The sequence below is a fragment of the Porphyromonas somerae DSM 23386 genome (genome assembly GCF_000372405.1).
Lineage (GTDB): Bacteria > Bacteroidota > Bacteroidia > Bacteroidales > Porphyromonadaceae > Porphyromonas_A > Porphyromonas_A somerae.
The window spans coordinates 34,261-58,434 of sequence record NZ_AQVC01000002.1; the positions used below are offsets into that span (position 1 = coordinate 34,261).

The 24,174-nt window shown below is 45.3% G+C and carries 20 protein-coding genes and 1 riboswitch; of the genes, 9 read left to right on the top strand and 11 right to left on the bottom strand.

What is annotated here, in order from left to right; all coding sequences use genetic code 11:
* Positions 1-12: 12 nt before the first annotated feature.
* From A3GK_RS0100545 to A3GK_RS0100570, 6 genes are all read right to left on the bottom strand, one after another.
* Positions 13-2,241: a GH92 family glycosyl hydrolase gene (locus A3GK_RS0100545; RefSeq protein WP_018027577.1), complete on the bottom strand. Its 2,229-nt coding sequence runs from the start codon at positions 2,239-2,241 to the stop codon at positions 13-15.
* Between the two features lie 22 nt (positions 2,242-2,263).
* A complete protein-coding gene (gene dut / locus A3GK_RS0100550) occupies positions 2,264-2,710 on the bottom strand; it encodes a dUTP diphosphatase (RefSeq protein ID WP_018027578.1) in 447 nt (148 codons plus the stop codon).
* A gap of 9 nt (positions 2,711-2,719) precedes the next feature.
* Complete coding sequence (gene lpxK / locus A3GK_RS0100555) at positions 2,720-3,808, bottom strand: tetraacyldisaccharide 4'-kinase (protein ID WP_081605291.1); 1,089 nt, start codon at positions 3,806-3,808, stop codon at positions 2,720-2,722.
* 18 nt (positions 3,809-3,826) lie between these two features.
* Positions 3,827-5,665 (bottom strand): signal peptide peptidase SppA, encoded by a 1,839-nt coding sequence (gene sppA / locus A3GK_RS10205; protein ID WP_051052288.1) that lies wholly within the window; start codon positions 5,663-5,665, stop codon positions 3,827-3,829.
* A gap of 600 nt (positions 5,666-6,265) precedes the next feature.
* The gene (gene folE / locus A3GK_RS0100565; RefSeq protein WP_018027581.1) at positions 6,266-6,874 is read right to left on the bottom strand and encodes a GTP cyclohydrolase I FolE; all 609 of its coding nucleotides are present in this window, start codon (positions 6,872-6,874) and stop codon (positions 6,266-6,268) included.
* Positions 6,875-6,891: 17 nt separating this feature from the next.
* A complete protein-coding gene (locus tag A3GK_RS0100570; RefSeq protein WP_040575675.1) occupies positions 6,892-7,398 on the bottom strand; it encodes an SPOR domain-containing protein in 507 nt (168 codons plus the stop codon).
* 107 nt (positions 7,399-7,505) lie between these two features.
* Here A3GK_RS0100570 and prmA point away from each other — a divergent pair, with 107 nt between their 5' ends.
* The 6 genes from prmA to A3GK_RS0100600 all read left to right on the top strand — a co-directional run bounded on the left by prmA (position 7,506) and on the right by A3GK_RS0100600 (position 14,621).
* On the top strand, positions 7,506-8,357 hold the full coding sequence (prmA, locus tag A3GK_RS0100575; RefSeq protein ID WP_018027583.1) for a 50S ribosomal protein L11 methyltransferase: 852 nt from the start codon (positions 7,506-7,508) through the stop codon (positions 8,355-8,357).
* 135 nt (positions 8,358-8,492) lie between these two features.
* Positions 8,493-8,733: riboswitch (cobalamin riboswitch) on the top strand.
* Positions 8,734-8,987: 254 nt separating this feature from the next.
* A complete protein-coding gene (locus tag A3GK_RS0100580; protein ID WP_018027584.1) occupies positions 8,988-10,451 on the top strand; it encodes a 4-hydroxyphenylacetate 3-hydroxylase family protein in 1,464 nt (487 codons plus the stop codon).
* Between the two features lie 20 nt (positions 10,452-10,471).
* Positions 10,472-10,768, top strand: a complete 297-nt coding sequence (locus A3GK_RS0100585) for a NifU family protein (RefSeq protein WP_018027585.1) — start codon at positions 10,472-10,474, stop codon at positions 10,766-10,768.
* A 27-nt stretch (positions 10,769-10,795) separates the two neighbouring features.
* Positions 10,796-12,094 carry an acetyl-CoA hydrolase/transferase family protein gene (locus A3GK_RS0100590; protein WP_018027586.1) on the top strand — a complete coding sequence of 433 codons (1,299 nt, stop codon included), beginning with the start codon at positions 10,796-10,798 and terminating at the stop codon, positions 12,092-12,094.
* 17 nt (positions 12,095-12,111) lie between these two features.
* Positions 12,112-13,230: a 4-hydroxybutyrate dehydrogenase gene (locus A3GK_RS0100595; protein WP_018027587.1), complete on the top strand. Its 1,119-nt coding sequence runs from the start codon at positions 12,112-12,114 to the stop codon at positions 13,228-13,230.
* A 29-nt stretch (positions 13,231-13,259) separates the two neighbouring features.
* On the top strand, positions 13,260-14,621 hold the full coding sequence (locus A3GK_RS0100600) for an aldehyde dehydrogenase family protein (RefSeq protein ID WP_018027588.1): 1,362 nt from the start codon (positions 13,260-13,262) through the stop codon (positions 14,619-14,621).
* A gap of 138 nt (positions 14,622-14,759) precedes the next feature.
* Here A3GK_RS0100600 and A3GK_RS0100605 read toward each other — a convergent pair whose 3' ends face one another.
* From A3GK_RS0100605 to A3GK_RS0100625, 5 genes are read right to left on the bottom strand one after another with little or no spacing between them, the layout of a single operon-like run.
* A complete protein-coding gene (locus A3GK_RS0100605; RefSeq protein ID WP_018027589.1) occupies positions 14,760-15,011 on the bottom strand; it encodes a hypothetical protein in 252 nt (83 codons plus the stop codon).
* Positions 15,012-15,065: 54 nt separating this feature from the next.
* Complete coding sequence (gene purE, locus A3GK_RS0100610; RefSeq protein ID WP_040575678.1) at positions 15,066-15,581, bottom strand: 5-(carboxyamino)imidazole ribonucleotide mutase; 516 nt, start codon at positions 15,579-15,581, stop codon at positions 15,066-15,068.
* Positions 15,582-15,627: 46 nt separating this feature from the next.
* On the bottom strand, positions 15,628-16,011 hold the full coding sequence (gene gcvH / locus A3GK_RS0100615) for a glycine cleavage system protein GcvH (RefSeq protein ID WP_018027591.1): 384 nt from the start codon (positions 16,009-16,011) through the stop codon (positions 15,628-15,630).
* 55 nt (positions 16,012-16,066) lie between these two features.
* Positions 16,067-17,515, bottom strand: a complete 1,449-nt coding sequence (rpoN, locus tag A3GK_RS0100620; protein WP_018027592.1) for an RNA polymerase factor sigma-54 — start codon at positions 17,513-17,515, stop codon at positions 16,067-16,069.
* A gap of 7 nt (positions 17,516-17,522) precedes the next feature.
* On the bottom strand, positions 17,523-20,189 hold the full coding sequence (locus A3GK_RS0100625; RefSeq protein WP_040575691.1) for a transglutaminase domain-containing protein: 2,667 nt from the start codon (positions 20,187-20,189) through the stop codon (positions 17,523-17,525).
* 242 nt (positions 20,190-20,431) lie between these two features.
* On the opposite strand from A3GK_RS0100625, the gene A3GK_RS0100630 reads away from it, so the two are divergent.
* The 3 genes from A3GK_RS0100630 (at position 20,432) to A3GK_RS0100640 (ending at position 24,108) form a co-directional block, all read left to right on the top strand.
* Complete coding sequence (locus A3GK_RS0100630; protein WP_018027594.1) at positions 20,432-20,968, top strand: RNA polymerase sigma factor; 537 nt, start codon at positions 20,432-20,434, stop codon at positions 20,966-20,968.
* A gap of 786 nt (positions 20,969-21,754) precedes the next feature.
* Entirely contained in the window at positions 21,755-23,677 is a 1,923-nt protein-coding gene (locus A3GK_RS0100635) for a heavy metal translocating P-type ATPase (RefSeq protein ID WP_018027595.1), read from the top strand.
* A gap of 11 nt (positions 23,678-23,688) precedes the next feature.
* Entirely contained in the window at positions 23,689-24,108 is a 420-nt protein-coding gene (locus tag A3GK_RS0100640) for a Fur family transcriptional regulator (RefSeq protein ID WP_026161614.1), read from the top strand.
* Positions 24,109-24,174 lie beyond the last annotated feature (66 nt).

Genomic DNA, 24,174 nt, shown 5'->3' on the forward strand with positions numbered 1-24,174 from the left:
TTCACCTTAAATTTACCAATCATGTGGTGTGTGACCCATCTGTATTTCAAGGTTACCTCCCTTAGCCATCTGCTCAAAGGTAATATACCGCTCATTCATGGGCTCGCCATTAAATCGAATGCTTTGGATATAGATATTTTCACTGCTATTATCTAGCACTTTGATCTTAAAGAGGCCATCACGAACCTGTAGCTCAGCACTATCAATCATAGGACTACCGAAGTAATAACGTCCTCCACAGGGCTCTATCTGATAAAAGCCCAGTGCCGACAAAATGTACCACGCACTCATCTGCCCAGCATCTTCGTTACCCGACAGACCATCGTAATCGGCATGATACAGCTCGGTCATCACCTGTCTGAGCAAAGGAGCGGCCTTGCTCTGCTTCCCTAGCATACTATACATATAAAGTATGTGATGGCTTGGCTCATTGCCGTGGGCAAACTGGCCGATCAGACCTGAAATATCTGGAGATACATCATCGCCCTCAATGACTGAGGGGAGGATAAAGAGACTATCCAACTTGGAGAGGAACTGCTCTTCGCTACCAAAGCACTCTACCAAGCCCTTCACATCGTGAGGAACTAGGAAGGTGTATTGCCATGCATTTCCCTCACAATAGTCATCATTGCGGTGGGTAGAGGCCAGTGGATTAAAGTCGGGGTTAAAGTTACCCTTTTGGTCCACGCCACGCATAAAGCGTGTCACTGGATCGTAGTGGTAGTGGTAGCTCTTGCTACGCTTGAGGAAATAGGTATAATCCTCGTCGTGCCCCAGTGCTTGTGCCACCATGGCAACCGACCAATCGGCTAGTGCATATTCGAGGTCATAAGCTACACTCTCTAGCATACTATCGTATGGGATATAGCCGTACTGGATACGATACTCCTGTCCTCGCTTTGGTACCATAGCCGATGCCTTAAGTGCTTCATAAGCCTTCTCCTTATCAGTGACGTATCCCTTGAGGATAGCATCTGCCAGTACTGGAATGCCAGGGGCACCGACCATGGTGTAGGTCTCATTACCCACTAAGTGCCAGATAGGCAGCTCTCCTTGCTCCTCATAGATCGCCATCATCGTTGCCACTATGTCGGGCATCATTTCGGGGTGAATCAGCGTCATCAATGGGTGTGCTGCCCGATAGGTATCCCATAGTGAGAAGATCGTATAGTTAGTGAAGTCGGCCTTTTCGTGCACCTTTTGGTCAGCGCCATAGTAGCTACCATCGACATCAGAAAAGAGGCTAGGTGCTATCATGGTATGGTATAGGCCAGTATAGAATATCTTCATCACATCAGGTAGGTGACTCTCTATTTTCACCTTGCTGAGCTCTTGATTCCATAGCTGCTTAGCCTCAGCACGGACCTCATCAAACTGCCATCCTTTTTGCTCAGCTTCCATATTCTTCCACGCTTCCTCAATAGAAGTTGGCGAAAGGGCGACCTTCATCATCACCTCTCTATCGAGTTTGGGATCTAGATCTATATGACCATAGACCACCTTACCTCGACCTTCCTTCTCAAGAAACTGACCATCAGCTATCACAGTCAGATCCTCGATAGGTTGAGATAGCTCTACTGCAAAGTAAACCTTCTGATCCTTTGCCCAACCAGTAGAGTAACGATACCCCTCTAGTTGTGTATCATTAATTATAGTAATGTATCCCTCTGTAGCTTTGTCCCAGTTGCCTCCATTCTCCAAATCAAAGATAATGGCACGCTTCTCTGACCCCTCTGGGAAGGTGTACTTGTGGTAGCCAATACGGCTTGTCGTGGTCAGCTCTACATCAATGCCATATCGCTCCAAATGGGTAGAGTAATAGCCTGGCTCCACCTGCTCTACCGACCGACGGCTATAGCTCCAAAGCCCGCTCTGTGGATCATCGTGATTTCCACGTGCGTAAGTCACCTCGCCTGTGACGGGCATCACGGTGATATCTAGCAAGTCACCAATTCCAGTACCACTGAGATGAGTGTGTGAAAAACCTATCACCGTAGAGTCGCTTACGTGATAACCGCTACACCAATCCCACCCAGTGGTGACACTGGTGGGACCCAATTGAACCATTCCCCAAGGGACAGAAGTTCCAAGGAACACATGTCCATGACCACCTGTGCCGATCCATGGGTCTACATAATCTGTAGGGATCAATTCTGCCACTACCTGTTGCTTACTCTCCTTGCAACCAACCATCAAAAGTGTAGCTAGCAAACCTAGCATACACATCAGCTTTTTACTCATCTCTATTATCCTCAATTATTCTCTACTTAATCCCTGTATGTCCAAACCCTCCTGCTCCACGCTCAGTCTCTTCTAGTGCTTCAGTCACATGCCATGTCACATGAGCATGCTTCGCCACTACCATCTGACAGATCCGTTCGCCTGGTTCAATCGTATACCTGGTATCCGAAAGGTTGGCAACGATTGCCTTTATCTCACCCCTATAGTCGGCATCGATAGTACCTGGTGCATTGAGCAGTGTGAGACCGTGCTTTAGTGCCAATCCACTTCGTGGCCTTATCTGTGCCTCATACCCCTCTGGCAATGCAATATACAAGCCCGTCGATACCGCCACTCTCTGCAGTGGTTCCAGCTCTATTGGAGACTCTATATTTGCCCGAATATCAAGGCCCGCCGATAAGGGTGTGGCATACTCTGGAAGTGGGTAAGGACTTTGATTGATTATTTTAATCTCTACTTGATTATTCATATATTCTATCTATAGTGGTAAACCATTGTACTTGATTGCTTTCTTAGCTTTTTGTAGCAATTTTATCTTATCCTCCAAAGCAATGTCAATAGATATTGGCAATATCCATATTCTACTCCTTACCTCCTTTGGAATCCATTGCTGGCAGGTGAGCAGGCGCATTCCATCCTTCTCTGTTGTGAGCACAAAGAGCTCTTGATCACTTTGGAGGTCATCCACTAGCACTTCCACCTCCTCTTTAGTAAAACGATGGTGATCGGGGTACTCAATGTAATCAACCACCTTAGGGAAAGTACTTTTGCAAGTCTGCTGAAAAGCAGCTGGGCGTGCAATACCACTCACCACCAAGATTGGACTATCTTGTGTTAGCCTATGACTTGAAGTAGTATCTGCCTCAGTAAAGAGTGGCCTTGGCTGCTCATATCTTACACTGGTACAGAAGACATCTTGATAGGCCATCGTCCCGAGATTGTCCATTTTTAGTCGCATCTCAGTTACATTGACCTGCCGAGGAGTTCCAGTAAGGATAATTGCCTCGGCTCTAGCTGCTTCCTTTCTACTCTCACGTAGTCGCCCATACGGCATCAAATAATCGTCATAGTAAGGTTTGCAGTACGGAGTCAGTAGTATAGAAAAGGATGGGGTCACTCTGCGGTGCTGGAAACCATCGTCCATGAGTACCACGTCGGGACGCTCCTCATCTGGCATCGCCTCCATCGTCTCGAGAGCGCGCCGACGGTCTCCATCAATATAAACCATCACCTCTGGATGTTTTTGCTTGATTTGGAAAGGTTCGTCACCTATTCTATCTGCATTATCCTCCAGAGATGCGATGATAGGCCTACGTGTGCGACGACCATAACCACGAGAGAGGACAGCAACCTTATAATCTCGCTTCAGAAGAGATATAAGCAACTCAATATGAGGGGTTTTACCACTTCCTCCAACGGATAGATTACCGACACAAATAGTGGGTATTTCCGACTTCCAAGAGGAGACTAGGCGGTGATCATAAGCAAAATTGCGGATACCTACAGCCATCGAATAAAGGGCTGTGGGTATCCACAATAAGATATTTCTGCGCTCTGGTCTCCCCATGCTTAAGCAATCTCTTTTTTACATCACGCCTAGAGTCGTCTGAGTAGTCTCACATGCGGTAGCCCCTACTCTAGTAAGGTCATAGGGAGGTAGTGCCTTTACCCCGCTCATCTGCTTAATGTGCTGCTCGGCACGCTTATAGAGCTTCTCCTCATTAGTGAGGGTGAAATACTCATAGAGGGTCTGTACACTGGCACCAACATTGACTCCAAATATTTTTTGTAGCCAATCAACCTCCTCCTTACTCTCCACAATGGTATAGCTATCTAGTTCGGCCAATCTGGCTGCCTCTTGAATAGCCACATCAAGACCACCCAACTGATCTACTAGCCCAAGCTCAATGGCCTTAGCACCAAGCCATACACGACCTTGACCAATAGAGTCGACAGTCTCTTTTGATAAGTCACGACCTGTTGCCACGCGCGTAATAAACTGATCGTAGCCACGCTCTATCATCTCCTGAAGTTTACCAGCTACACGAGGGCTTAGTGGCTTAGTAACAGAGAGACTACCAGCAGTAGAAGTGCTTACTTGCTCCTCTTTTAGCCCCAACTTCTTCATAGTGCCTTCAGCATTAGGAATGATACCAAAGATACCGATAGAGCCCGTAAGAGTATAAGGGTTAGCAACAATAGCACTAGCATGTGACGAGATATAATAGCCACCCGATGCAGCGTAGTCACCCATAGAGACTACCACAGGCTTCTCTTGCTTCAACTGTGCCAGTTCATGGCAAATCAATTCAGAGGTCGTCACTGCACCGCCACCCGAATTAACTCTCAAGACTACCGCTTTCACGTCATCGTCTTCAGCAGCTTCACGAAGTTGCTTCACCACACGCTCCGTAATCACACGTTCTGAAGACCATAGGTCATCAGAATCCTCACCAGTACCTATCACGATATTACCCTCGGCATAGATAACAGCAACCTCATCACTACCACTACCTGAATCATAAAGTGGAAGAAGGTCCTCCACATGGAGGTAATCCATCTCATATTCACTATCTCCAAATAACCTCTCGGCAAGTGTCTGATCTAGATCTACACGATACACAAGGGTATCAATCAAACCTAGTTGCTCGGCAACGTCCAACTTATCCATAAATTGAACATTATCGGCAAACTGCTGGAATACACTAGCATCTACCCCTCTACTCACTGCCATCTCAGTGGTAGTTCCTTGCCATAGACCCTGAAGATACTCCTCAATTTGCAAGCGATTAGCTGGGCTTAGACCGTCAAGGATATAGGGTTCCACAGCCCCCTTAAAGGTACCTACCTTAAAGACCTGCATCTCCACACCGAGCTTCTGAAGTAGCCCTTTGGTAAACACTGTGGAGCTAGTAAGTCCAATAATATTTAGGCTTCCCTCAGGACCACCAATCACTTGGTCGGCAACGCTACTCACGTAATAATTAAGGAAACTATAATTATCCGAATAGGCAATCACCTCTTTTCCCGACTCTTGAAAACGTTTCAAAGCATCTCGCAACTCCTTGGCAGTTGCGAAGTTGAGACCTGTATTCTCTAACTTCAATACAACTGCTTCGATATCCGAATTTTCACGAGCCACCTCAAGAGCCTTTAGGATCTCAGGTAGAGTGTAGTTTTTACGTACCTCTTTACTCAAGAAGTCAAAAGGATTCTCCACGGAAGTATCGGTCACAACACCATTCATATCCAGGAGTAGTACACTCTCCGCCTTTACCTTCTTTGTCTCTTTTTCTCCATTAAAGGCACCCATTACTCCACCAACTGCAGCACCCAACATTGAGAAAAAGATAATAAATACTATTACACTTGCTAAAATGACTCCAAGACAAGAGCCAAAAACTACTTTAAGAAAACTTTTCATCCTTCAATAATCTATAATTACGCTATCCGTGCTATTATTCAAGTAAAAACATTGAGCCAAATACCCTCTTAATCGCATAAGGTATTGACCTAACCTCCGACATTGCAAGATACCAATTTATCACCACATACACTAATGAGAATTCCCACTAATTTCACATTGAGAGAGAATGTAGCACAAAGTGCCATTCTCAGACACTTGCATAAAATCATGTTAGGGCGTTTCATGGGGGAGGGGGTTAATGGCATTGAATTATTATGAAATATAGACCGTTAGAAGCGTTTTTGTAAACGTCTGATAACCAGGTGTATATTTTAGCGGTTTTCGAGTTGCATCTAAGCGATCGGTTAGTTGCAACTAAGCAAATGGTTAGTTGCATCTCAGCAAATGCTTAGTTGCAACTCAACTTTTGCTCTCCTAACTAGGGCGTGAGACATCGTGCAACAGTCTCTTTTTTTTGCTTCCCAGAGCTATGGTATCTCTAGAAAGTATAAACTCCGACTCTCTGTGACTGCTTTTTCAAACAAAGCTAAGCCCCATGCACACAGCGTTGCATGGGGCTTAGTATAACACGGTCTTCCACCTCAAATAATAGTAGTGTTACTTAATGAGGCTCATAAATTCCTCTCGGGTCTTAAAGTCCTGAAAGGCTCCTGTAAAGTCGCTAGTAGTAGTAATAGAGCCCTCCTTTTGAACTCCACGCATCTGCATACACATGTGCTGCGCCTCAATAACCACCATCACGCCCAAAGGCTTAAGGGTATCTTGGATACATTCTTTAATCTGTGTGGTCAGTCGCTCCTGAACCTGCAATCGACGGGAAAGAATATTAACGATTCTAGGGAGCTTGCTCAGTCCCGTAATGTACTTATTAGGGATATAAGCAATGTGGACCTTACCGAAAAAGGGCAACATATGGTGCTCACACATAGAATAGAAACCAATATCCTTGACAATCACCATCTGCTTGTAGTCTTCTCTAAATTTAGCAGACTCCAACACTGCTGCTGGGTCTTGATGGTAACCTTGGGTTAAAAAACGTAGGGCTCTTGCAACACGCTCAGGCGTCTTTAGTAGCCCTTCTCTTGTAGGGTCTTCTCCGATAAGCTGAAGTATCTCTTTATTATGTGCTGCCAAATCGGCAATCAATTGACTCTCCTCTTCTTGGTCAATCTTCTCTGTGTAATAAGGGTTATCGTGATGTGACATATTCTTGATCTACTAATTTATAAGTCTTGAGGATCTAGACGCACCTGTGACCTGATTATGTACATTTCTCTAGCAAAGGCAGGAAATGATTTCTTGAGCTCTTGCATCTTAGTATGCGCTTCACTCTGGTCTACAAAGTTACCCACCCTCACTCTCCAAAAGGGAGCATCATACTCCACTGTTGGTAGTAGCTCAGGGTAAAGAGCATTAATCTGATTGCGTCGCTGCGTTGCGATCGCCTTACTATTCCGCAGGTTGCCACTATAAACCTGAATTCGAAAGCCCGAGATAACCGCAAGGCCATTCACGATGCGTGCATTATCCAACAAACTAGCGGACTTCATCCCTACAAGGGATTCGATCTCAGGACTTTGAGTTACGAGCACTACTCCAGCACCTGGCTCCATCGCCTGAAGTGCCTGAAAGATAGTGGGGCGAGTAGGCTGCTGTGCCATGGTCGCTGACGAACATAGCCACAATAGCAAGCCACATAATAGCCATTTATCTAGACGTATTCTTTTCATATGCACAAAGATAGCAAATAAGTCAGATATATTTTGCCTATATAGTAGCTTTTAAGTAGCTTTGAAAGGAATAATAGAGTATTAACGCTAAAGTATTGGATGAATAAATGAAATATTATAGAGTAACACTACCTACTCCAGCCGATGAGTGGGCGACAGATATATTGATGCAAAAGCTAGGGGATATCGGTTTTGACTCCTTTGAAAATGACGGCAAAGAGTTACATGCTTACATACCAGTTAGCTCCTACAACGAAGCAAGTATAGAGGCGACACTTTCTGAGGCTCCTTTTGAAGCATTGCAAAAGCAAGCCAAACTCGAAGAGGTAGAGGATAAAAACTGGAATGAAGAGTGGGAGAAACACTATTTTGACCCTGTGGTAGTAGTGGAGGGAGAGCTAGGGATACGGGCACCATTTCATCAACCTATTGAGGGGGTAAAGCACGAAATCGTTATTGAACCCAAAATGGCCTTTGGCACAGGCAACCACGCTACCACACAGGCTATGCTCACACTCCTCAGCCAAATTTACCTTGAGGGTTGCTCAGTGATTGACATGGGTTGTGGTAGCGGAATTCTCGGCATCTATGCGATGATGAGAGGCGCTAAGGAGTGCGTGAGTATAGACATTGACGATTGGTGCATAGAGAATGCGGAAGAGAATGCCCGCCAAAATAATGTAGCACTCAAAGTACTTCAAGGTGATGCCAATATACTACAGAAGATACCACGTGCCGATATATTCCTAGCAAATATCAATCGGAATATTATTCTGCAAGACCTCGAGCGATACGTCTCGCGTATGCACCCAAGTGGCATCATGCTCCTTTCAGGATTTCTTGATGAAGACCTTCCACAGATTATGGATGCCGTTTCAGCGCATGGTCTCACCCACTCTGGGCACATTGAAATGCCAGGTGGCTGGGTAGCCATGAGGGTTACGAATCAAATGCCCTAAGTAGAGGCTCTTACACAAAGGCGATTTGCAATACTTAGTCCTCCGTAAGGATATCTAGGTAGTGCAGATCGCCTTTGTGTAAGAGCCTTCATTAAATATATTATGGAAAAGTTTTGGCAATTAGGAATAAATTCATACCTTTGCTTTTGAAAAGGTGATCAAAGGACATTGCCTATGTGTTTTGATTGAAAAGGGAACTCAGTGAGAATCTGAGACTGGACCCTCAGCTGTATGTTCTGTATACAGCTTTGCCCTCTAGAAAATGTCACTGTAGACAGCTCTTCCGAGTGCGGGAGAAGTCTATGGGAAGACCGCAAAGCAAATGCCAATAAGCAACAGAATGAGTCAGAAGACCTGCCTTTTCACTGATAGTTTTTTGTTTCTGGGGAATTTGGGAACAAAGGACGGACATTGTTACTAAGATAGACTATTTTTTACCCATAAAAGAGGTGTATCCTCTTTATTTGGTGTACCCATAGTTGCTCCACAGATAGGGGCATCTTGCCCTATGGTATAGTTAGAATAGAGATAGTGCAATGTACCTTCTCAACTTTCTCTTCAGCAATAAAAACAATAGTGGAAAAATAACAAGTAAATACAACTAATACAAACCACTAAAAAAAGTAGTAAATGAAAACAAGAGAAGAGTACATCGAGAGCCTAAGGAAGCTCAACCTAAATGTATGGTTTATGGGAAAGAAAATCGATAATCCTGTGGACCACCCTATGATGAGACCATCCCTTAACTCTCTAGCGATGACCTATGAACTGGCACAACAAGAGGAGTACAAGGACTTGATGACTGCTAAGTCCAACCTCACAGGACACACCATTAATCGCTTTTGCCACATCCATCAGAGCACTGAAGATCTCGTAAATAAGGTTAAGATGCAACGCCTATTGGGACAAAAGACAGCTTCATGCTTTCAGCGCTGTGTCGGTATGGATGCTTTCAATGCTGTATGGAGTACGACCTACGAAATGGACGAAGCTCTAGGCACAGACTACCACCAACGCTTTAGGAAATATGTAGAGTATGTACAGGAAAATGACCTAGTAGTGGATGGTGCTATGACCGATCCCAAGGGTGATCGTAGCTGCTCTCCATCCCAGCAAGAGGATCCTGATCTTTACGTCCACATCAATGAGATTCGCCCTGATGGCATCGTCGTAACAGGAGCCAAGGCACACCAGACGGGTTCGGTCAATTCTCACGAGCACCTCATAATGCCCACCTGCACGATGAGAGAAGAGGATGCCGACTACGCTATATCATTTGCAATACCAAGCGACGCCGAGGGTGTGACCATTATCTATGGCCGCCAATCTTGCGACACCCGAAAACTAGAGCCAGGGGCAGAGATAGACCTCGGTAATGCCACCTTTGGTGGTCACGAAACCCTCTTTGTGATGGATCATGTATTTGTCCCTAATGAGCGCATCTTTATGTGCCGTGAGTACCAGTTCACTAATATGCTGGTTGAGCGCTTTGCTGGCTACCACAGACAATCCTATGGTGGTTGCAAAGTAGGTGTAGGTGACGTATTAATTGGTGCTGCAGCACTAGCTGCCGACTACAATGGTGTACCCAAGGCTTCTCACATCAAGGATAAGCTCATTGAAATGGTACACCTTAATGAAACTCTCTACAGCTGTGGCATCGCTTGTTCGGCTGAAGGCAAGGCCACTTCATCTGGCAACTACCTGATAGATATGTTGCTTGCGAATGTTTGCAAGCAGAATGTAACACGCTTCCCATACGATATCACTCGCCTTGCTGAGGATATTGCTGGAGGTCTTATGGTGACGATGCCATCCGAAGCAGATCTAAAGCATGCTGAGATTGGTCCTATCGTAAAGAAGTATTTGGCTGGTGCAAAGGGGACCGATACTACCAACCGTATGCGAATACTGCGCCTCATTGAGAATCTCTGCTTAGGGACAGCAGCTGTAGGCTACCGCACAGAGAGCTTGCATGGTGCTGGCTCACCACAAGCTCAGCGCATTATGATTTCTAGACAATGTAATATGGAGGGTAAAAAGGAGCTTGCTAGAACTATAGCAGGTGTAGATACCACATTGGATCGTAAATAATAGAAATAGAGGAGTATAAGATGCTCTTAAAATCCCAAATAACAACGGAGAAGGTCTCCCGTGTACTTGAAGAGGTCATCAAGCCTCAGCTCCAAGTACACGGGGGTGACCTCCACCTCCTTGATATCAAAGGTAATACCATTCGCCTTAAGGTCACGGGGACATGCCAATCTTGCCCTTCCCTTAACGACACTATCGAGGAAATTGTTTTACAATCCCTGCAGGACGCCCTTAACGACACCACCATTCAGGTAGAAGTGGATAGAGGGGTAAGCCCTAGCTTAATCCAAGAAGCACTCAAGATTATTCGTAAATAAGTAACCATCATATTTCCAATCACTTGTATGGACTGGAGTAAATTGTATAGTGTTCCGCAGATTTCTGCGGAAGAGGCTGTTACACACATTAAAGACAACGACCTCGTAGTCGTAGCACATGCAGCCGGTGCACCTCAATTGTGTGTGGATGCTCTGATAAATAACTACCAAGCATACCACAATGTACGCGTTTTTCATATGCTTACACTGGGCAAGGGAATCTGCAACCCACCAGAGATGGCAGGCCACCTACAACATATTACAAACTTCATAGGAGGCAATATGCGTCAAGCCATGAAAGAGAATAGAGTGGACTTTTTCCCTGGATATTTCTCAGAAGTGCCAGCGATGATGAATCCAGGTGAATTATTGCACCCTGATGTCGCACTGATACAGGTCTCCTACCCCAATGCCGAAGGGTACTGTAGCTTCGGGGTCTCCTGCGATTATACTAAGCCTGCTGCTGAGCAAGCCAAAGTAGTTATCGCTGAGATGAATGCACAGATGCCATTCATAGGAGGTGACAACCTCATCCATATTTCTAAGATGAATTATGTGGTCAAAGCAGACTATCCCTTACATACGATCGCACCTACAGAAATCAAAGAAGTAGAAGAGAGCATTGGGAAATATTGTGCTGAACTTGTAGATAATGGCGACACGCTACAGCTCGGTATAGGAGCTATTCCAGATGCTGTCCTGCTCTTCCTAAAGGATAAGAAGGACCTTGGAATTCACTCTGAAATGGTCTCGGATGGAGTGGTCGAACTAGTCAATTCGGGCGTTATTAATGGTAGTCGTAAGCAAATAAATAAGGGGAAGATAGTAGCAACCTTTCTCATGGGCACTCAAGTACTCTACGACTTTGTACACAATAACAATGACGTGGAGATGTATCCCGTGGACTATGTCAATGACCCTTGGGTTATTGCTCAAAACGATCACGTAGTTAGCATCAATAGTTGTGTAGAAGTGGATCTAATGGGGCAGGTAGTCTCTGAGAGTATTGGAGCTCGTCAGATCAGTGGAGTTGGCGGGCAAATAGACTTCGTGAGAGGTGCGGCACGGTCTAAAGATGGCAAAAGTATTATTGCTATGCCCTCAACAGCTGGACACGGTAAACTATCTCGCATCGTACCTATTATCTCCGAGGGAGCTGCCGTTACTACTTCTCGCAATGATGTGGACTACATAGTGACAGAGTATGGCATCGCAAAACTAAAGGGGAAAACCCTTCGCGAACGTGCAGAAGCACTCATTGCTATCGCTCACCCTTCATTCAGACCTGAACTTGAGGCGGTTTACAGAGAAAAGTATTCACACTAATCTATAACAATACTGATATGCAACTATTTAAACTTAAAACAACCATTGACCAGTTTGATACCTTTGCAGACTTTGCCAAGGCATTTAATCTGGGTGAAAAAGACTTGGTAATCACCAATGATTTTCTCTATGAGCCTTTTATGAAGGCTTGCCACCTCAAATGCCACTTCGTGATGCAGGAGAAGTATGGCTTGGGCGAACCATCCGACGAGATGATGAATAAAATTCTCCTCAATGTTCAGGGGAAAGACTTTGAGAGAGTCATTGCCATCGGGGGAGGCACTGTTATCGATATTTCCAAGCTCTTTGTCCTCAAGGGGCTAAAGGATGATGTCCTCAGAGCATTTGACCGGCAGATCCCTCTCGAGAAGGAGAAACAGCTGATCGTGATTCCCACTACCTGTGGCACCGGTAGCGAGGTGACTAATATCTCTATTGCAGAGATTAAGAGTCGGGGGACCAAAATGGGTCTAGCGGATGATGCAATTGTCGCAGACAATGCTGTGATTATTCCTGAGCTACTGAAAGGACTCCCCTTTAAGTTTTACGCCTGTAGCGCTATTGATGCATTGATCCACGCAGTAGAGTCCTACGTCTCACCTAAGGCCAATCCCTATACCGAGCTATTTAGCGAAGCAGCTTGGCGAATCATTATTGATGTATTCCGCCAGATCAAGGAAAAAGGTGAGGAATATCGATTTGAGGTAATGGGAAAGATGATTATGGCGAGCAACTTTGCTGGCATCGCCTTTGGCAATGCTGGAGTTGGTGCAGTCCACGCTCTCTCCTACCCTCTCGGAGGCGCTTACCATGTCCCTCATGGCGAAGCTAACTACCAATTCTTTACCGAGGTATTTATGGCTTATGAGCGTAAGAACCCCAATGGGCGCATCGCAGAGCTAAAGCAGAAGTTATCTAAGGAACTACAGTGCACACCAGAGGAGGTTTTTGCAGAAATAGATCACCTTCTCTCGGCACTTATTTCCAAGAATCCACTACACACTTATGGCATGAAGGAGGAGGAGATAGAGGGCTTTGCTGATGCTGTCCTCGCGACCCAACAGCGACTACTTGCCAATAACTACGTGGCACTCAGCAGAGATGAGATCAGAGATATTTATAAGAAACTATTCTAAGAACTATAACTCACTAATCACAATACATTATGGAAATAAAAGAAATGGTGGCACTTGCTAAAGTGGCACAGCAAGAATTTGAGCGGAAGTTCGATCAAAAGAGTACTGACAGCGTAGTTAAGGCACTCTGCAAGGTAATCTATGACAACGCCGAGATACTTGCACGAGAGGCAGTAGATGAGACCGGCATGGGACGTTACGAGGACAAGGTGGCAAAGAACCGCAATAAGTCCAAAGGCGTATGGCAGAACCTCCAAGGGAAGAAAACTATGGGGGTAATAGACATTGAGGAAGGCACGGGATTAATTAAGATAGCAAAGCCGGTAGGGGTAGTAGCCGCTATCACTCCTACAACGAATCCTATCGTGACCCCTATGGCCAACATTGCTTTTGCACTCAAAACAAAGAATGCTATCATCGTATCTCCACACCCACGCTCCAAGAACTGCTCTGGACATGCTATTGAACTAATCAAAGGGGTACTGAAAGAGCATAAAGTCCCTGAAAACCTAGTACAATACCTAGCCGAACCTGGTCTAAATGAGACTCAAGAACTGATGTCGCTTGTAGACGTAGTAGTAGCTACTGGTGGGATGGGTATGGTACACTCCGCCTATTCTTCTGGCAAACCTTCATTCGGTGTTGGTGCTGGAAACGTACAGGTTATTATTGATGAAAACATCAATGACTTTGATGAAACCGCCAAGATCATCATCAAGGGTAGAGCCTTTGATAATGGGATCATCTGCTCTGGAGAGCAGTGCTTCATCTACCCAAAGAAGTATAAGGAGGAGATTTTTGAGGCTTTCAAGCGCAATGGAGCCTACTTCGTACCCGAAGAATACCACGATAAAATGGTCAATACCATATTTGTAAATGGGACTATTAGTAAAGATGTAGTGGGTAAGGACGTAGAGATCATCGCCAAAATGGCTGGCATCGAGATTCCAAAAGACACCCGTATTTTAGTAGTACCTGCAAAGGGAGTAGCTCAAGCCGATCTTATCTGCAAGGAGAAAATGTGTCCAGTAATGACCTGTCTTCCTTACGATCACTTCGACGAAGCAATAGCTCTTGCCAACGCCAACCTTAATATGGAGGGAAGCGGGCACTCAGCTGGTATTCACTCCAATAACCAAGGTAATATCATCAAGGCCGGTAACGACATCAAGGTGTCTCGACTAATAGTCAATGCCCCTTGCTCTATCACTGCTGGTGGATCTATTCAGAATGGGCTCTCTGTAACTACTACCCTTGGTTGTGGTACTTGGGGTAACAACTCCATATCTGAGAATTTAACCTACAAGCACCTACTCAATATTACTCGTATTGCACGAATGTCTGAGACCATCCATGTCCCTACTGACGAGGAGATTTGGGCAATGAATTAGGGTCTGTTGCACGAGGTGCACTCCTCACATAAATAAGAGGGGTTGATTGCCAGTCGGCAGTCAACCCCTCTTCTTTTTACTTTAAAGTAATTAGACTACAACAACGGTATTCAGAACACCGCAAGTCACAATCTCAATTTACTTTGCAGGTGCATTCTCAGCAGCACCCTCCATCACTTGCTCAGCAGCCTCAGCGCCTTCCTTTACCTCGTTCTTAAGGGAATCAAGAGTATCAACCACTTGGTCAGCACCTTGTTCAACACCTTCCTGAACAGTCTCGATAGCCTCTTCAGCTTGTTGTTGCTGGTCGTTATTGTTAGACTCAGACTTGCATGAAGTGAAAGCGAGAGCAACTGCTACAGCGGCTGCTGCGATAAATAACTTCTTCATAATACAATCTCTAAAAATGTTGTGATAAATAAAAGATAAGTTCTTGTGAACAATTCAATTTGTTTTATACTTAAGCCCTTCTAGAGCTTGGAGCTCCTTATTGGCCTTAACTATTTTCTGCTTAAGATTCTCTTTGTAAGCTGCATATCTGCTTGCTAGGTCACTATCTGCTAATGAAAGCATCTGGACGGCTAGCAGTGCAGCGTTAAGAGAAGCATTGATACCTACCGTTGCCACAGGCACTCCAGGAGGCATCTGTACGATAGCAAGTAGAGCATCCATCCCCTCAAGGGTCGACTTGATAGGCACTCCAATCACTGGGAGTGTGGTGAAAGCTGCAATAACTCCACATAGGTGGGCCGCCATACCAGCTGCAGCGATGATCACTTTAATACCACGCCCCTCAGCTTGCTTAGCAAAAGTCTCTACCTGCTCTGGAGTCCTATGTGCCGACAAGGCGTGTACCTCATAAGGCACCTCCATCTGCTCTAGTAGGTCAATTGCTTTTTGCATTACAGGCAAGTCACTAGTACTGCCCATAATAATGCTTACTCTTGGCTGTAAAGACATCTCTTACTAATATATTAATAGGGTGTAAACAGAGCTATGGGCTCTCTTACTTCTGGATAAGTGCCTTGTACTCCTCAGCACTCATCAAATCACCAACCTGATCAGGATCCTCAAGGGTCACCTTGATAATCCAACCTTTTCCGTATGGATCGCTATTCACAAGCTCAGGAGCGTCCTCGAGCTCTTCGTTAAACTCATCTACAGTAAATGCTACTGGAGTAAGAAGGTCAGAAACAGTCTTCACAGCCTCAATTGAGCCAAAAGCCTCACCCGCTGCAATGTCCTCACCTACGCTATCCTCCACATCTACATATACGATCTCACCAAGCTCGCTCTGAGCGAAGTCTGTGATACCTACAGTGGCCTTGTCGCCTTCTATAAGGAACCATTCGTGATCCTTGCTGTACTTCAAGTTCTCTGGAAAATTCATAACTGCGTCTTTTGTTTTTAGTTTTGTTTTGATTTACAACTTTTATTCGCCAAAGTTACCAAACTTTTCTCAATCTCGCAATAGGTATGCCCAAACCATCTCTATACTTAGCTATTGTTCGGCGTGCTACGGTAAATCCCTCCTCCTTTAATTTGTGTCGGAGAGCTTCGTCGGAAAGGGGATTATTCTTATCCTCCTCCTCAATCAATTGCTTCAACAACTGCTTTACCGAATGCGTAGTCACCTCATCTCCGTCATCATTGGTGATACCCTCAGAGAAGAGTTGTTTCAAAGGGATGATCCCGAAATCGGTTTGCACATACTTGGTACTAGTCACTCTGGAGATGGTACTGACATCATACCCTACTATATCGGCCACATCCTGAAGAATCATCGGCTTAAGCAACGCCACATCACCCGTAAGAAAGTAGTCGCGCTGTAATCGGACAATCGCCATCATAGTAGTAATGAGGGTATTATTGCGTTGCTTGATCATCTCCACAAACCCGCGAGCGTCATCAATCTTCTGCTTAACAAATCGACTTGCTTCACGCTCCTCCTTACCCTTAGGTTCTCTTTGAGTAAGTTCCTGTAGCTGCTCCTCAAACTCATGGCTTACTCTTACCTCGGGTATATCACCACTATGGAGTGTCACCAGAAGTTCCCCATCGCGCTCAGTAACCTCAAAGTCGGGTATCACCGTCATCAGCGTATCCTGCAACTTACTAGAAAAGTCTAGCCCTGGACTAGGATTGAGACTAGTAATCAAACGGATAGCTGCCCTTAGCTCCTCCTCACTTGCTTTAGTACTTTCTGAAAGACGGTCAATCTGCTTGTGAGTCAGCTCATCAAAGTGGTCTCTTACAAGCTTTCGCGCTAGTTGCACCACTTCGGTAGGCTTACGACGCTCCAATTGTAGCATCAGACACTCCTGCAAAGAGCGAGCTGCTATCCCTGCAGGCTCCAAACTCTGCACTACACTCAATATATATATAAGGTGTGCTTCCGATATTTCTATACCCTGGTAGATTGCTAAATCGTCCGAAATACCCAGCAGTGATCGCCGGAGATAACCATCATCATCTAGGCTACCAACGAGGAAACTAGCAATTTGCTGATCTCGCTCACTCAATTCCGTGAGTGGCAATTGCTCATTCAGAGACTCTTGAAGGCTCTGCTCCTCTGCAAAAGGAATCTCATCAGCACCTTTCTGTCCTTCATAGTAGCGACGCAGAGTGGTCTCAGGGATGTCATCCACATCTGCATAGTCATCCATGGAGATCTCCTCCTCTGATTGCATCTCGTCAGACAGGCTGTCAAGAGGCTCATCAGGATCCGAGTCATGCCCCTCCTCCAGTGCTGGGTTTTCGATCAGCTCCTGTTTGACACGCTCAGCTAGCTCCGTATGAGGAAGCATCACCATATTCATCACCTGTATCTGCCAGGTAGAGAGGTTTTGCGCAAGCTTTTGCTTTAGCTTGCTACTATGACCATCGGTCGCCATAATTCTGTCACTTCGACTTGAGTTCCTCTACAATCTGAGCCACCCTCTCACCAATACCGATGGTATAACCTTGGGAGATAAATACCACTCTATTGAATGTATCTGCAATGATCACCACTGGTTTATCCAACCTGCCAGATAGCTCGTTGCTCTTCACGAAGTCGTACTCTATATCCCATTTATCCTCACCCCAAATTGCTTCTGGTAATAGCGACTTCAGCTCAGCAGAGGGGTCATTGATAAGTACCACAGTAGGCAACAAAAGCTTTCCATCAGCCCCCTTTATCGCTTGCATATCTCGCAGGATGTGATCGGTAGGCTCATGATGGGCACGTCCTAAAATAAGGAGATAATACCCACGCCCAGTAGAACTAATAAGTGACTTATCGCTATCGCTAGTTAGATCGTGGTAAAGAGACTCGGCATTAAGGCTTCCTATTACACCAATTGCTGTTTCATCTCGATCAAAAATGAGAGGAGTGACCTTGCCACACTCTTGCTTACGTAAAGCCATCAATACAGCACCATTGGCAAGCCTTGTACCAGTAAGAAGGTAATTTCTATCATGGAGAAGCTTAGCTCCTGCGACTTGATCATATGGAAGCTGCCAATCAAAGCCATAAGTAGATAGCTGTCCCTCATCATCGACATAGCCTATTGAAAAGTTGGTCTCATACTTAGGTGTCTTAAGGTATCCTTCAGGCTTATAGGAGAGTAGAAGCTGGCAGTCGGCACTGACCTCTTCAATTTCAGTTTTTTCTTTGAATGGCAAAATCTCTGCACGCTGTTGCTCGTCCTTGAAAAGAATCACACCATTAGCTGTGTCGTACTTCGCAGAGATACCTGCTGTACGAAGCAAACGCACCAATAGCACCTGAAGGCTACGCAAATCACCAACTTTATACTGCCACACAGATGCTGGGCTTATTACAATCTCCCTCGGATTATATGACTCATCAACCTTAAATCCATCAACCACCATTGCAAGCGTCTTGGCCTTTTCTGCTATAGAAAGAGTTTCCCACTCTGGGTGTGCACTCTTTATCTCCTTGATCGCTTCATCGAGTTGCTTCTGGACAGGATAGAGATGCTCCAACATCACTCTAGGAGAGAATAGTTCGGCATCACTCCATTGAACAGAGGTGAGGTCACGAGACAAAGTCTCTCTCAGTACGTCAATATTGACGTCATGGAGATCCTTATCGGTCAATGAGGCTAATATGGCTATGGCTTCTTGGACTTTCCCCTGCTGTGCCGAAGATCTCAGGAAGTCCGCAATCTCCCTATGATAGCCACGACTTTCCTTATACAGACGTGACAGCTGTGCTGCTTTTTCTCCAGAAAGTCCTAGCTCTGTAGCCAACGAATTTGCCTGCTCATCAGTAGGGAAGGTATCGGTATATGATTGGCGAAGGGCATTATTTTCCTCCATTCGCTTAGCGTTGATGTGCTCCATCTCCTCCGTGACGGCAATTTGGGGCACTCTCTCAATAGGAGGTGTGATGGTCAGATGCATCTCAGAGGGGACCTCACTCCAATCACCTAGAGTAAGCTTCAGAGTACCACCGCCCTCTTTATTAGTGAGTTTGCCTATCGCCATCTCCTGCGGACTACGACTAGCCACCACCACTACATCTCCAAAACCTAGCTCTACCGAGGCTTCACCCAATCGATTGGTAGTGCGAGTTACAGCAGGATAGAGATCGGCATAGTTATAAATTCTAAAGGTCACCTTAACCCCCTCCAGTGGCTTTCCCTCTTTATCCACTACGGTCACCATCGCTGGAGCTACAGGGATATAATTCTCAGAGACGTTGAGCTCAGTCGTATTGAGATCAGCGCCAAGCCACTCTTCCTTACCCACATACGGTCCGAAAGCCCTAGTATGCAAGAGCATCGCCCTAAGCACTGGAGCATCAAACCAAGCGTGGTCTAGTACAGGAGCAGGCTCACTAGCTCCTAAATAGTGCCATTCGCCATCTACCCACGCCTCGACCCAAGCGTGATTATCATCAGTATGTGCCCACCTTGGAGTGTATACTTGCCGAGCGGGGATACCTACCGTACGCAATACTGAAACAAAAAAGGTACTCTGCTCCCCGCACCGTCCTAGCGCATTTCGAAGAGTAGCCAAAGGCGAAGAGGTACGACCATCACTAGGAGCATAAGTAATGTGTTGATGAGCCCAGTGATTGAGCTCTATCACTGCCTGCTCCATGGTCATATCCTTCACAAGATCTCTAAGCTCCTCATAGTAGGTAGTGCGAAAGTCGTCAAGAATTTCATTATTCACCCTTAATGGTAAGACAAAAGCTCTCCACTGATCGAGTGGCACGCTACTTCCCCATGGAAGCTCCTGACGCGCTTTGATTGCCACATCGATATTGGCTCGATAAAACTCAGGGGAATGATCCAATATATCAGGAGTATAAGAATAGGCATAGAGCCAAGTCATTGCGGCCTTTTCATTTGAAGTGAGAGAGTCACCAAAGTCAATAGCTTCAATACCCAAGTATGCCAACTTATCAGAGAGTGCACTTTCGGCACTACGCACTACCTCACTAGAGAATAGCGACTCATTTTTACTCTCAGCTCCCCCACAAGCCACAAGAGCTAAAGAAAGCCATAACGCTGAGGTCACAGCAAGACATTTAAAATTCCTTATAAGCTTCATAAGTATCATTTACGATGACAAATTGATCAAGTGCTCAAATGTACTCATTTTTAATGACACTCCAAGCCACCACCCCAAGTAAGTAGGGGCCACACCTTAGAAAGGCCATTATCGCACGACGTTCATAGTGGCAGGAGTCTCTTTGTTAAGAAAAAGAAAATAGAGATGTCAGGGGAGATTAACTGCCGAAGTTTTTGTATATTTGAAAAGCAAATCAAAGACCAGAAACAGATACATATATAATGATAAACGACCATAAACTACCAACCAAAAAGGATCAAGCCGACTTTGAAAAAGAGCTCGTTGGCCTACAGCCAAATATGTACAGCTTTGCCCTCTCATTAACCGCTAATCCCACAAATGCCGAAGACTTGATGCAAGAGACCTCGCTCAGGGTGCTGGATAATAGAGACAAGTATCGACCCAATACCAACTTCAAAGGGTGGGTATTTACCGTGATGCGCAACCTCTTTATTAATAGCTACCACAGAAGCGTTCGGACCAATAATATTATTGATGACTCTGCCGACCTCTCCTATATTGGTAGCCAAAGAGATACAGAGGGGCTTGGGGCTCCCGATCACGAGCTAAGTCTTAAAGAGATCAATCAAGCAATAGAGGCATTAGACGAATTATATCAGATCCCATTTTCACTCTACCTTTCGGGCTTTAAATATAAGGAGATAGCGGACCAACTTGATCTCCCAATAGGGACAATCAAAAGTCGAATATTCTTTGCTCGCAAGCAGCTTCAAGAGCAATTGAGTGACTATCGGTAAATCTACATTATAAGTGACCTAAAATGGCACCTTAAGAGTTTATTCTTAGGGTGCCATTCCTTTTAATGTTAGAGAAACAGAAAATTTACAAGTCAAAAGTCTTTGCAATTGAAATTTTTAGTGTATATTTGCCAACAAAGGGAATTAACGGGAGTGAATGAGAGGTCATTGCTCCGAGTGTTGCATAAGCTAACTAGCATATAGTATGAAGATATAGCCAACTTGAAAGCAAAATAGGCGCCTCCAAGTTTGGACAACGATAGTAAGGGTTGGCAAGAGCCCTTGCTCGGGTGTTGACCTTGGTTGACATTCGATACATTTGGGATTTTAAATGATGATTGCAGTCACCTCGACGCCTCGAAGGCGTCGGGGTGATTTTTTTCTGTATCATGGTAATGCTCAATAAGTGCACGATAATGTTGCACGAAGTGCCATTCTCCAATTAGCCTCTTTTGAGCCTAGCTATAGAGCTTCATAACCCGATGGTATATCAAGGCAAAAAATTAGATGCAACTAAGCATTTGCTTAGATGCATCTAATCATTTGCTTAGTTGCAACGAACCGATTGCTTAGTTGCAACTAAACTAGCGCCTTTATACGACACTGAGTATCAACCTATTACAAAAACATCTTTTAACGCCCTATTTTCCTCAAGAAGTTCGCAGGTAAAATTGAATTATTGCCACCTTATCAGTAGAGCTATAGTAGGATCAACTCTGCAACTAGGTTGCAGAGAAAAGGGTCTATCTTTGTGGAAGTAATAACAATCAAACAGGTACAAGAATTATGGGAGATAATCATAGTCAAGTTCACGGACATGAGGAAGAGGAGGTAAGCCTTAAGCCGATTTTCATTTCGGCAGCCATATTAGTGTTAATCGTTGTGGGCCAACACTTCTGGAGTTGGTGGCCACAAGGGTGGTTACAAGATGTGCTTTACATCCTCGCATTTTGCCCTGTAGGAATTCCTGTCCTTATAGAGGCGTGGGAGCTCCTCTGGAAGGAGCACTCCTTCTTTAATGAGTGTGCATTGATGTCGATAGCAACCATTGGGGCATTTTGTATTGACCAACAAAATGAAGCGGTACTCCTTATGCTTCTCTACCAATTAGGAGAGTACCTGCAAGATAAAGCGGTACACAAGGTGCGCCGCAGTATCTCCAAGACTGCCGATGTGCGTAGCCAAACAGTCCTTAAAATAGAGGGACAAGAGACAAAAGAGATACCAGCAAAAGAGGCGCAAGTGGGCGATTACTTGAGAGTAATCCCAGGCATGCGAGTATCGCTGGATGGAAAGCTTCTCTCGGAGGAAGCCCTTTTGGACCTCTCTGCACTTACAGGTGAGAGTATGCTTGAGGAGCGGGAGAAGGGTGCAGAAATCCTTGCCGGCAGTGTAGTGAGCACACGCCCTATAGATATTGTAGTGACCAAACCATACGAGGATAGCACATTGGCACGTATCCTTCAGATGACCGAAGAGGCGAGCGAACGAAAACCTGAAACAGAGCGACTTATTCGTCGATTTGCAAGAGTCTATACCCCAATTGTTTTCGGGCTTGCTCTCCTTGTAGTATTAGCACCATGGATATGGAGCTTGGCATCTTCTAGCTTCCAATACGAGTTCTCTGATTGGCTCTATAAGGCACTAGTCTTCTTGGTAATCTCTTGTCCTTGTGCATTGGTCATCAGTGTCCCTCTGACCTATTTTAGCGGAATGGGGGCTACTAGTCGTCATGGGCTACTATTTAAAGGAGCACTCTATTTGGAAGAATTAAGGAGGATCACAGCAGTAGTATTCGATAAGACTGGAACCCTCACAGTAGGAGAGTTTGAGGTAAAAAAGGTGCTCACATCTAGCATCAGCAGTGAAGATGCATTGGGGTACATATCGGCAGTTGAAGCACATAGTAGCCACCCAATGGCACAAGCCATTCTGAGGCACACTACAAATAGTGAGCGGAAGGAAGTAAAGGACATTGAAGAGGTTACCGGAATGGGGCTGACAGCAATTGGCAGTAATGGCGAACGGTTACTAGTAGGAAGCGAACGAATGATGCTCAAGGAAGGGCTTGAGGTGCCCCAATCTCTATCTCCTCAGGGAGAAAGTGCCGTACTGCTTGCCATAGACAGAGCTGTCAAAGCAACTGTAATTCTTTCCGACCAAATAAAGCCTCAGAGCAAGGCAACTATATCGGATCTCCAACACCTTGGAATCAATAAACTGGTGATGCTCTCTGGCGACAAACCAGAAGTGGTGCTAGCAACAGCTAAAGAAATAGGTCTTCAGGATGCAAGAGGCTCCCTACTCCCTGATGATAAGATGAGGGCAGTGGAGGAGCTGATGGTAAATGATCGGGTAGCCTTTGTCGGGGATGGACTGAACGATGCTCCAGTAATGACCATGAGCCACGTGGGAATAGCAATGGGTGGTATCGCCAGTGATGCCACTATAGAGGCAGCAGACATCGTAATACAAGGTAACGACCCATATAAAGTGGTGCAAGGAATAGAAGTTTCAAGGCATACCCATAAGATTGTAGTACAAAATATTATCTTTGCACTAGGGTTTAAGTTTGCAGTGATGATTTTGGCACTATTGGGCTTTGCTTCCTTAACGCTTGCTGTACTTGCCGATGTAGGTGTGACACTCCTTGCAGTACTCAATTCACTCCGTGCACTTTACTTTAGAGCCAAAACACTTCAAGAATGATAGGAAAGACTATGGAACGAGAAAGACTATCAAAGCTACTAAGCCACTTTGGCGTGAGGGTAACTCCAGTGAGATACCTCTTGTATCAGGCTCTAGAGGAAGCGACTGTGGCAATGAGTCTGAGCGATCTAGAGGTAGAGCTACGCACGATAGATAAGAGTAGTATCTTTCGGAACCTACAATTATTTCTCGAGGCTGGTCTCATCCATCAAATACAGGATGGTAGTGGCGTTGCCAAGTATGCCGTAAGTCAGGTAGAGAGCGTTGAACACCCCACAACCCATGCTCATTTCACTTGTCGGAAGTGTGCTGAAACCATTTGCCTCGAAGGTATCACTTTGGACCTTACACAGCTTGCCATTCCAGAGGGCTTTCAGGTGGATGGCTACACACTCATACTCAAGGGGATTTGCCCACACTGTAAGCGCTAAGTAGATAAGCCTCAATCATTGCCAACACCCCGGCACGTCTACTTCTGACATCTTTTTGGGGAATAA

What these genes read in the sequence shown, in the direction of transcription:
- A3GK_RS0100545 (WP_018027577.1), bottom strand. Translation starts at nt 2,241, where the DNA reads ATGAGTAAAAAGCTGATGTGTATGCTAGGTTTGCTAGCTACACTTTTG.
- dut (WP_018027578.1), bottom strand. Translation starts at nt 2,710, where the DNA reads ATGAATAATCAAGTAGAGATTAAAATAATCAATCAAAGTCCTTACCCA.
- lpxK (WP_081605291.1), bottom strand. Translation starts at nt 3,808, where the DNA reads ATGGGGAGACCAGAGCGCAGAAATATCTTATTGTGGATACCCACAGCC.
- sppA (WP_051052288.1), bottom strand. Translation starts at nt 5,665, where the DNA reads ATGAAAAGTTTTCTTAAAGTAGTTTTTGGCTCTTGTCTTGGAGTCATT.
- folE (WP_018027581.1), bottom strand. Translation starts at nt 6,874, where the DNA reads ATGTCACATCACGATAACCCTTATTACACAGAGAAGATTGACCAAGAA.
- A3GK_RS0100570 (WP_040575675.1), bottom strand. Translation starts at nt 7,398, where the DNA reads ATGAAAAGAATACGTCTAGATAAATGGCTATTATGTGGCTTGCTATTG.
- prmA (WP_018027583.1), top strand. Translation starts at nt 7,506, where the DNA reads ATGAAATATTATAGAGTAACACTACCTACTCCAGCCGATGAGTGGGCG.
- A3GK_RS0100580 (WP_018027584.1), top strand. Translation starts at nt 8,988, where the DNA reads ATGAAAACAAGAGAAGAGTACATCGAGAGCCTAAGGAAGCTCAACCTA.
- A3GK_RS0100585 (WP_018027585.1), top strand. Translation starts at nt 10,472, where the DNA reads ATGCTCTTAAAATCCCAAATAACAACGGAGAAGGTCTCCCGTGTACTT.
- A3GK_RS0100590 (WP_018027586.1), top strand. Translation starts at nt 10,796, where the DNA reads ATGGACTGGAGTAAATTGTATAGTGTTCCGCAGATTTCTGCGGAAGAG.
- A3GK_RS0100595 (WP_018027587.1), top strand. Translation starts at nt 12,112, where the DNA reads ATGCAACTATTTAAACTTAAAACAACCATTGACCAGTTTGATACCTTT.
- A3GK_RS0100600 (WP_018027588.1), top strand. Translation starts at nt 13,260, where the DNA reads ATGGAAATAAAAGAAATGGTGGCACTTGCTAAAGTGGCACAGCAAGAA.
- A3GK_RS0100605 (WP_018027589.1), bottom strand. Translation starts at nt 15,011, where the DNA reads ATGAAGAAGTTATTTATCGCAGCAGCCGCTGTAGCAGTTGCTCTCGCT.
- purE (WP_040575678.1), bottom strand. Translation starts at nt 15,581, where the DNA reads ATGTCTTTACAGCCAAGAGTAAGCATTATTATGGGCAGTACTAGTGAC.
- gcvH (WP_018027591.1), bottom strand. Translation starts at nt 16,011, where the DNA reads ATGAATTTTCCAGAGAACTTGAAGTACAGCAAGGATCACGAATGGTTC.
- rpoN (WP_018027592.1), bottom strand. Translation starts at nt 17,515, where the DNA reads ATGGCGACCGATGGTCATAGTAGCAAGCTAAAGCAAAAGCTTGCGCAA.
- A3GK_RS0100625 (WP_040575691.1), bottom strand. Translation starts at nt 20,189, where the DNA reads ATGAAGCTTATAAGGAATTTTAAATGTCTTGCTGTGACCTCAGCGTTA.
- A3GK_RS0100630 (WP_018027594.1), top strand. Translation starts at nt 20,432, where the DNA reads ATGATAAACGACCATAAACTACCAACCAAAAAGGATCAAGCCGACTTT.
- A3GK_RS0100635 (WP_018027595.1), top strand. Translation starts at nt 21,755, where the DNA reads ATGGGAGATAATCATAGTCAAGTTCACGGACATGAGGAAGAGGAGGTA.
- A3GK_RS0100640 (WP_026161614.1), top strand. Translation starts at nt 23,689, where the DNA reads ATGGAACGAGAAAGACTATCAAAGCTACTAAGCCACTTTGGCGTGAGG.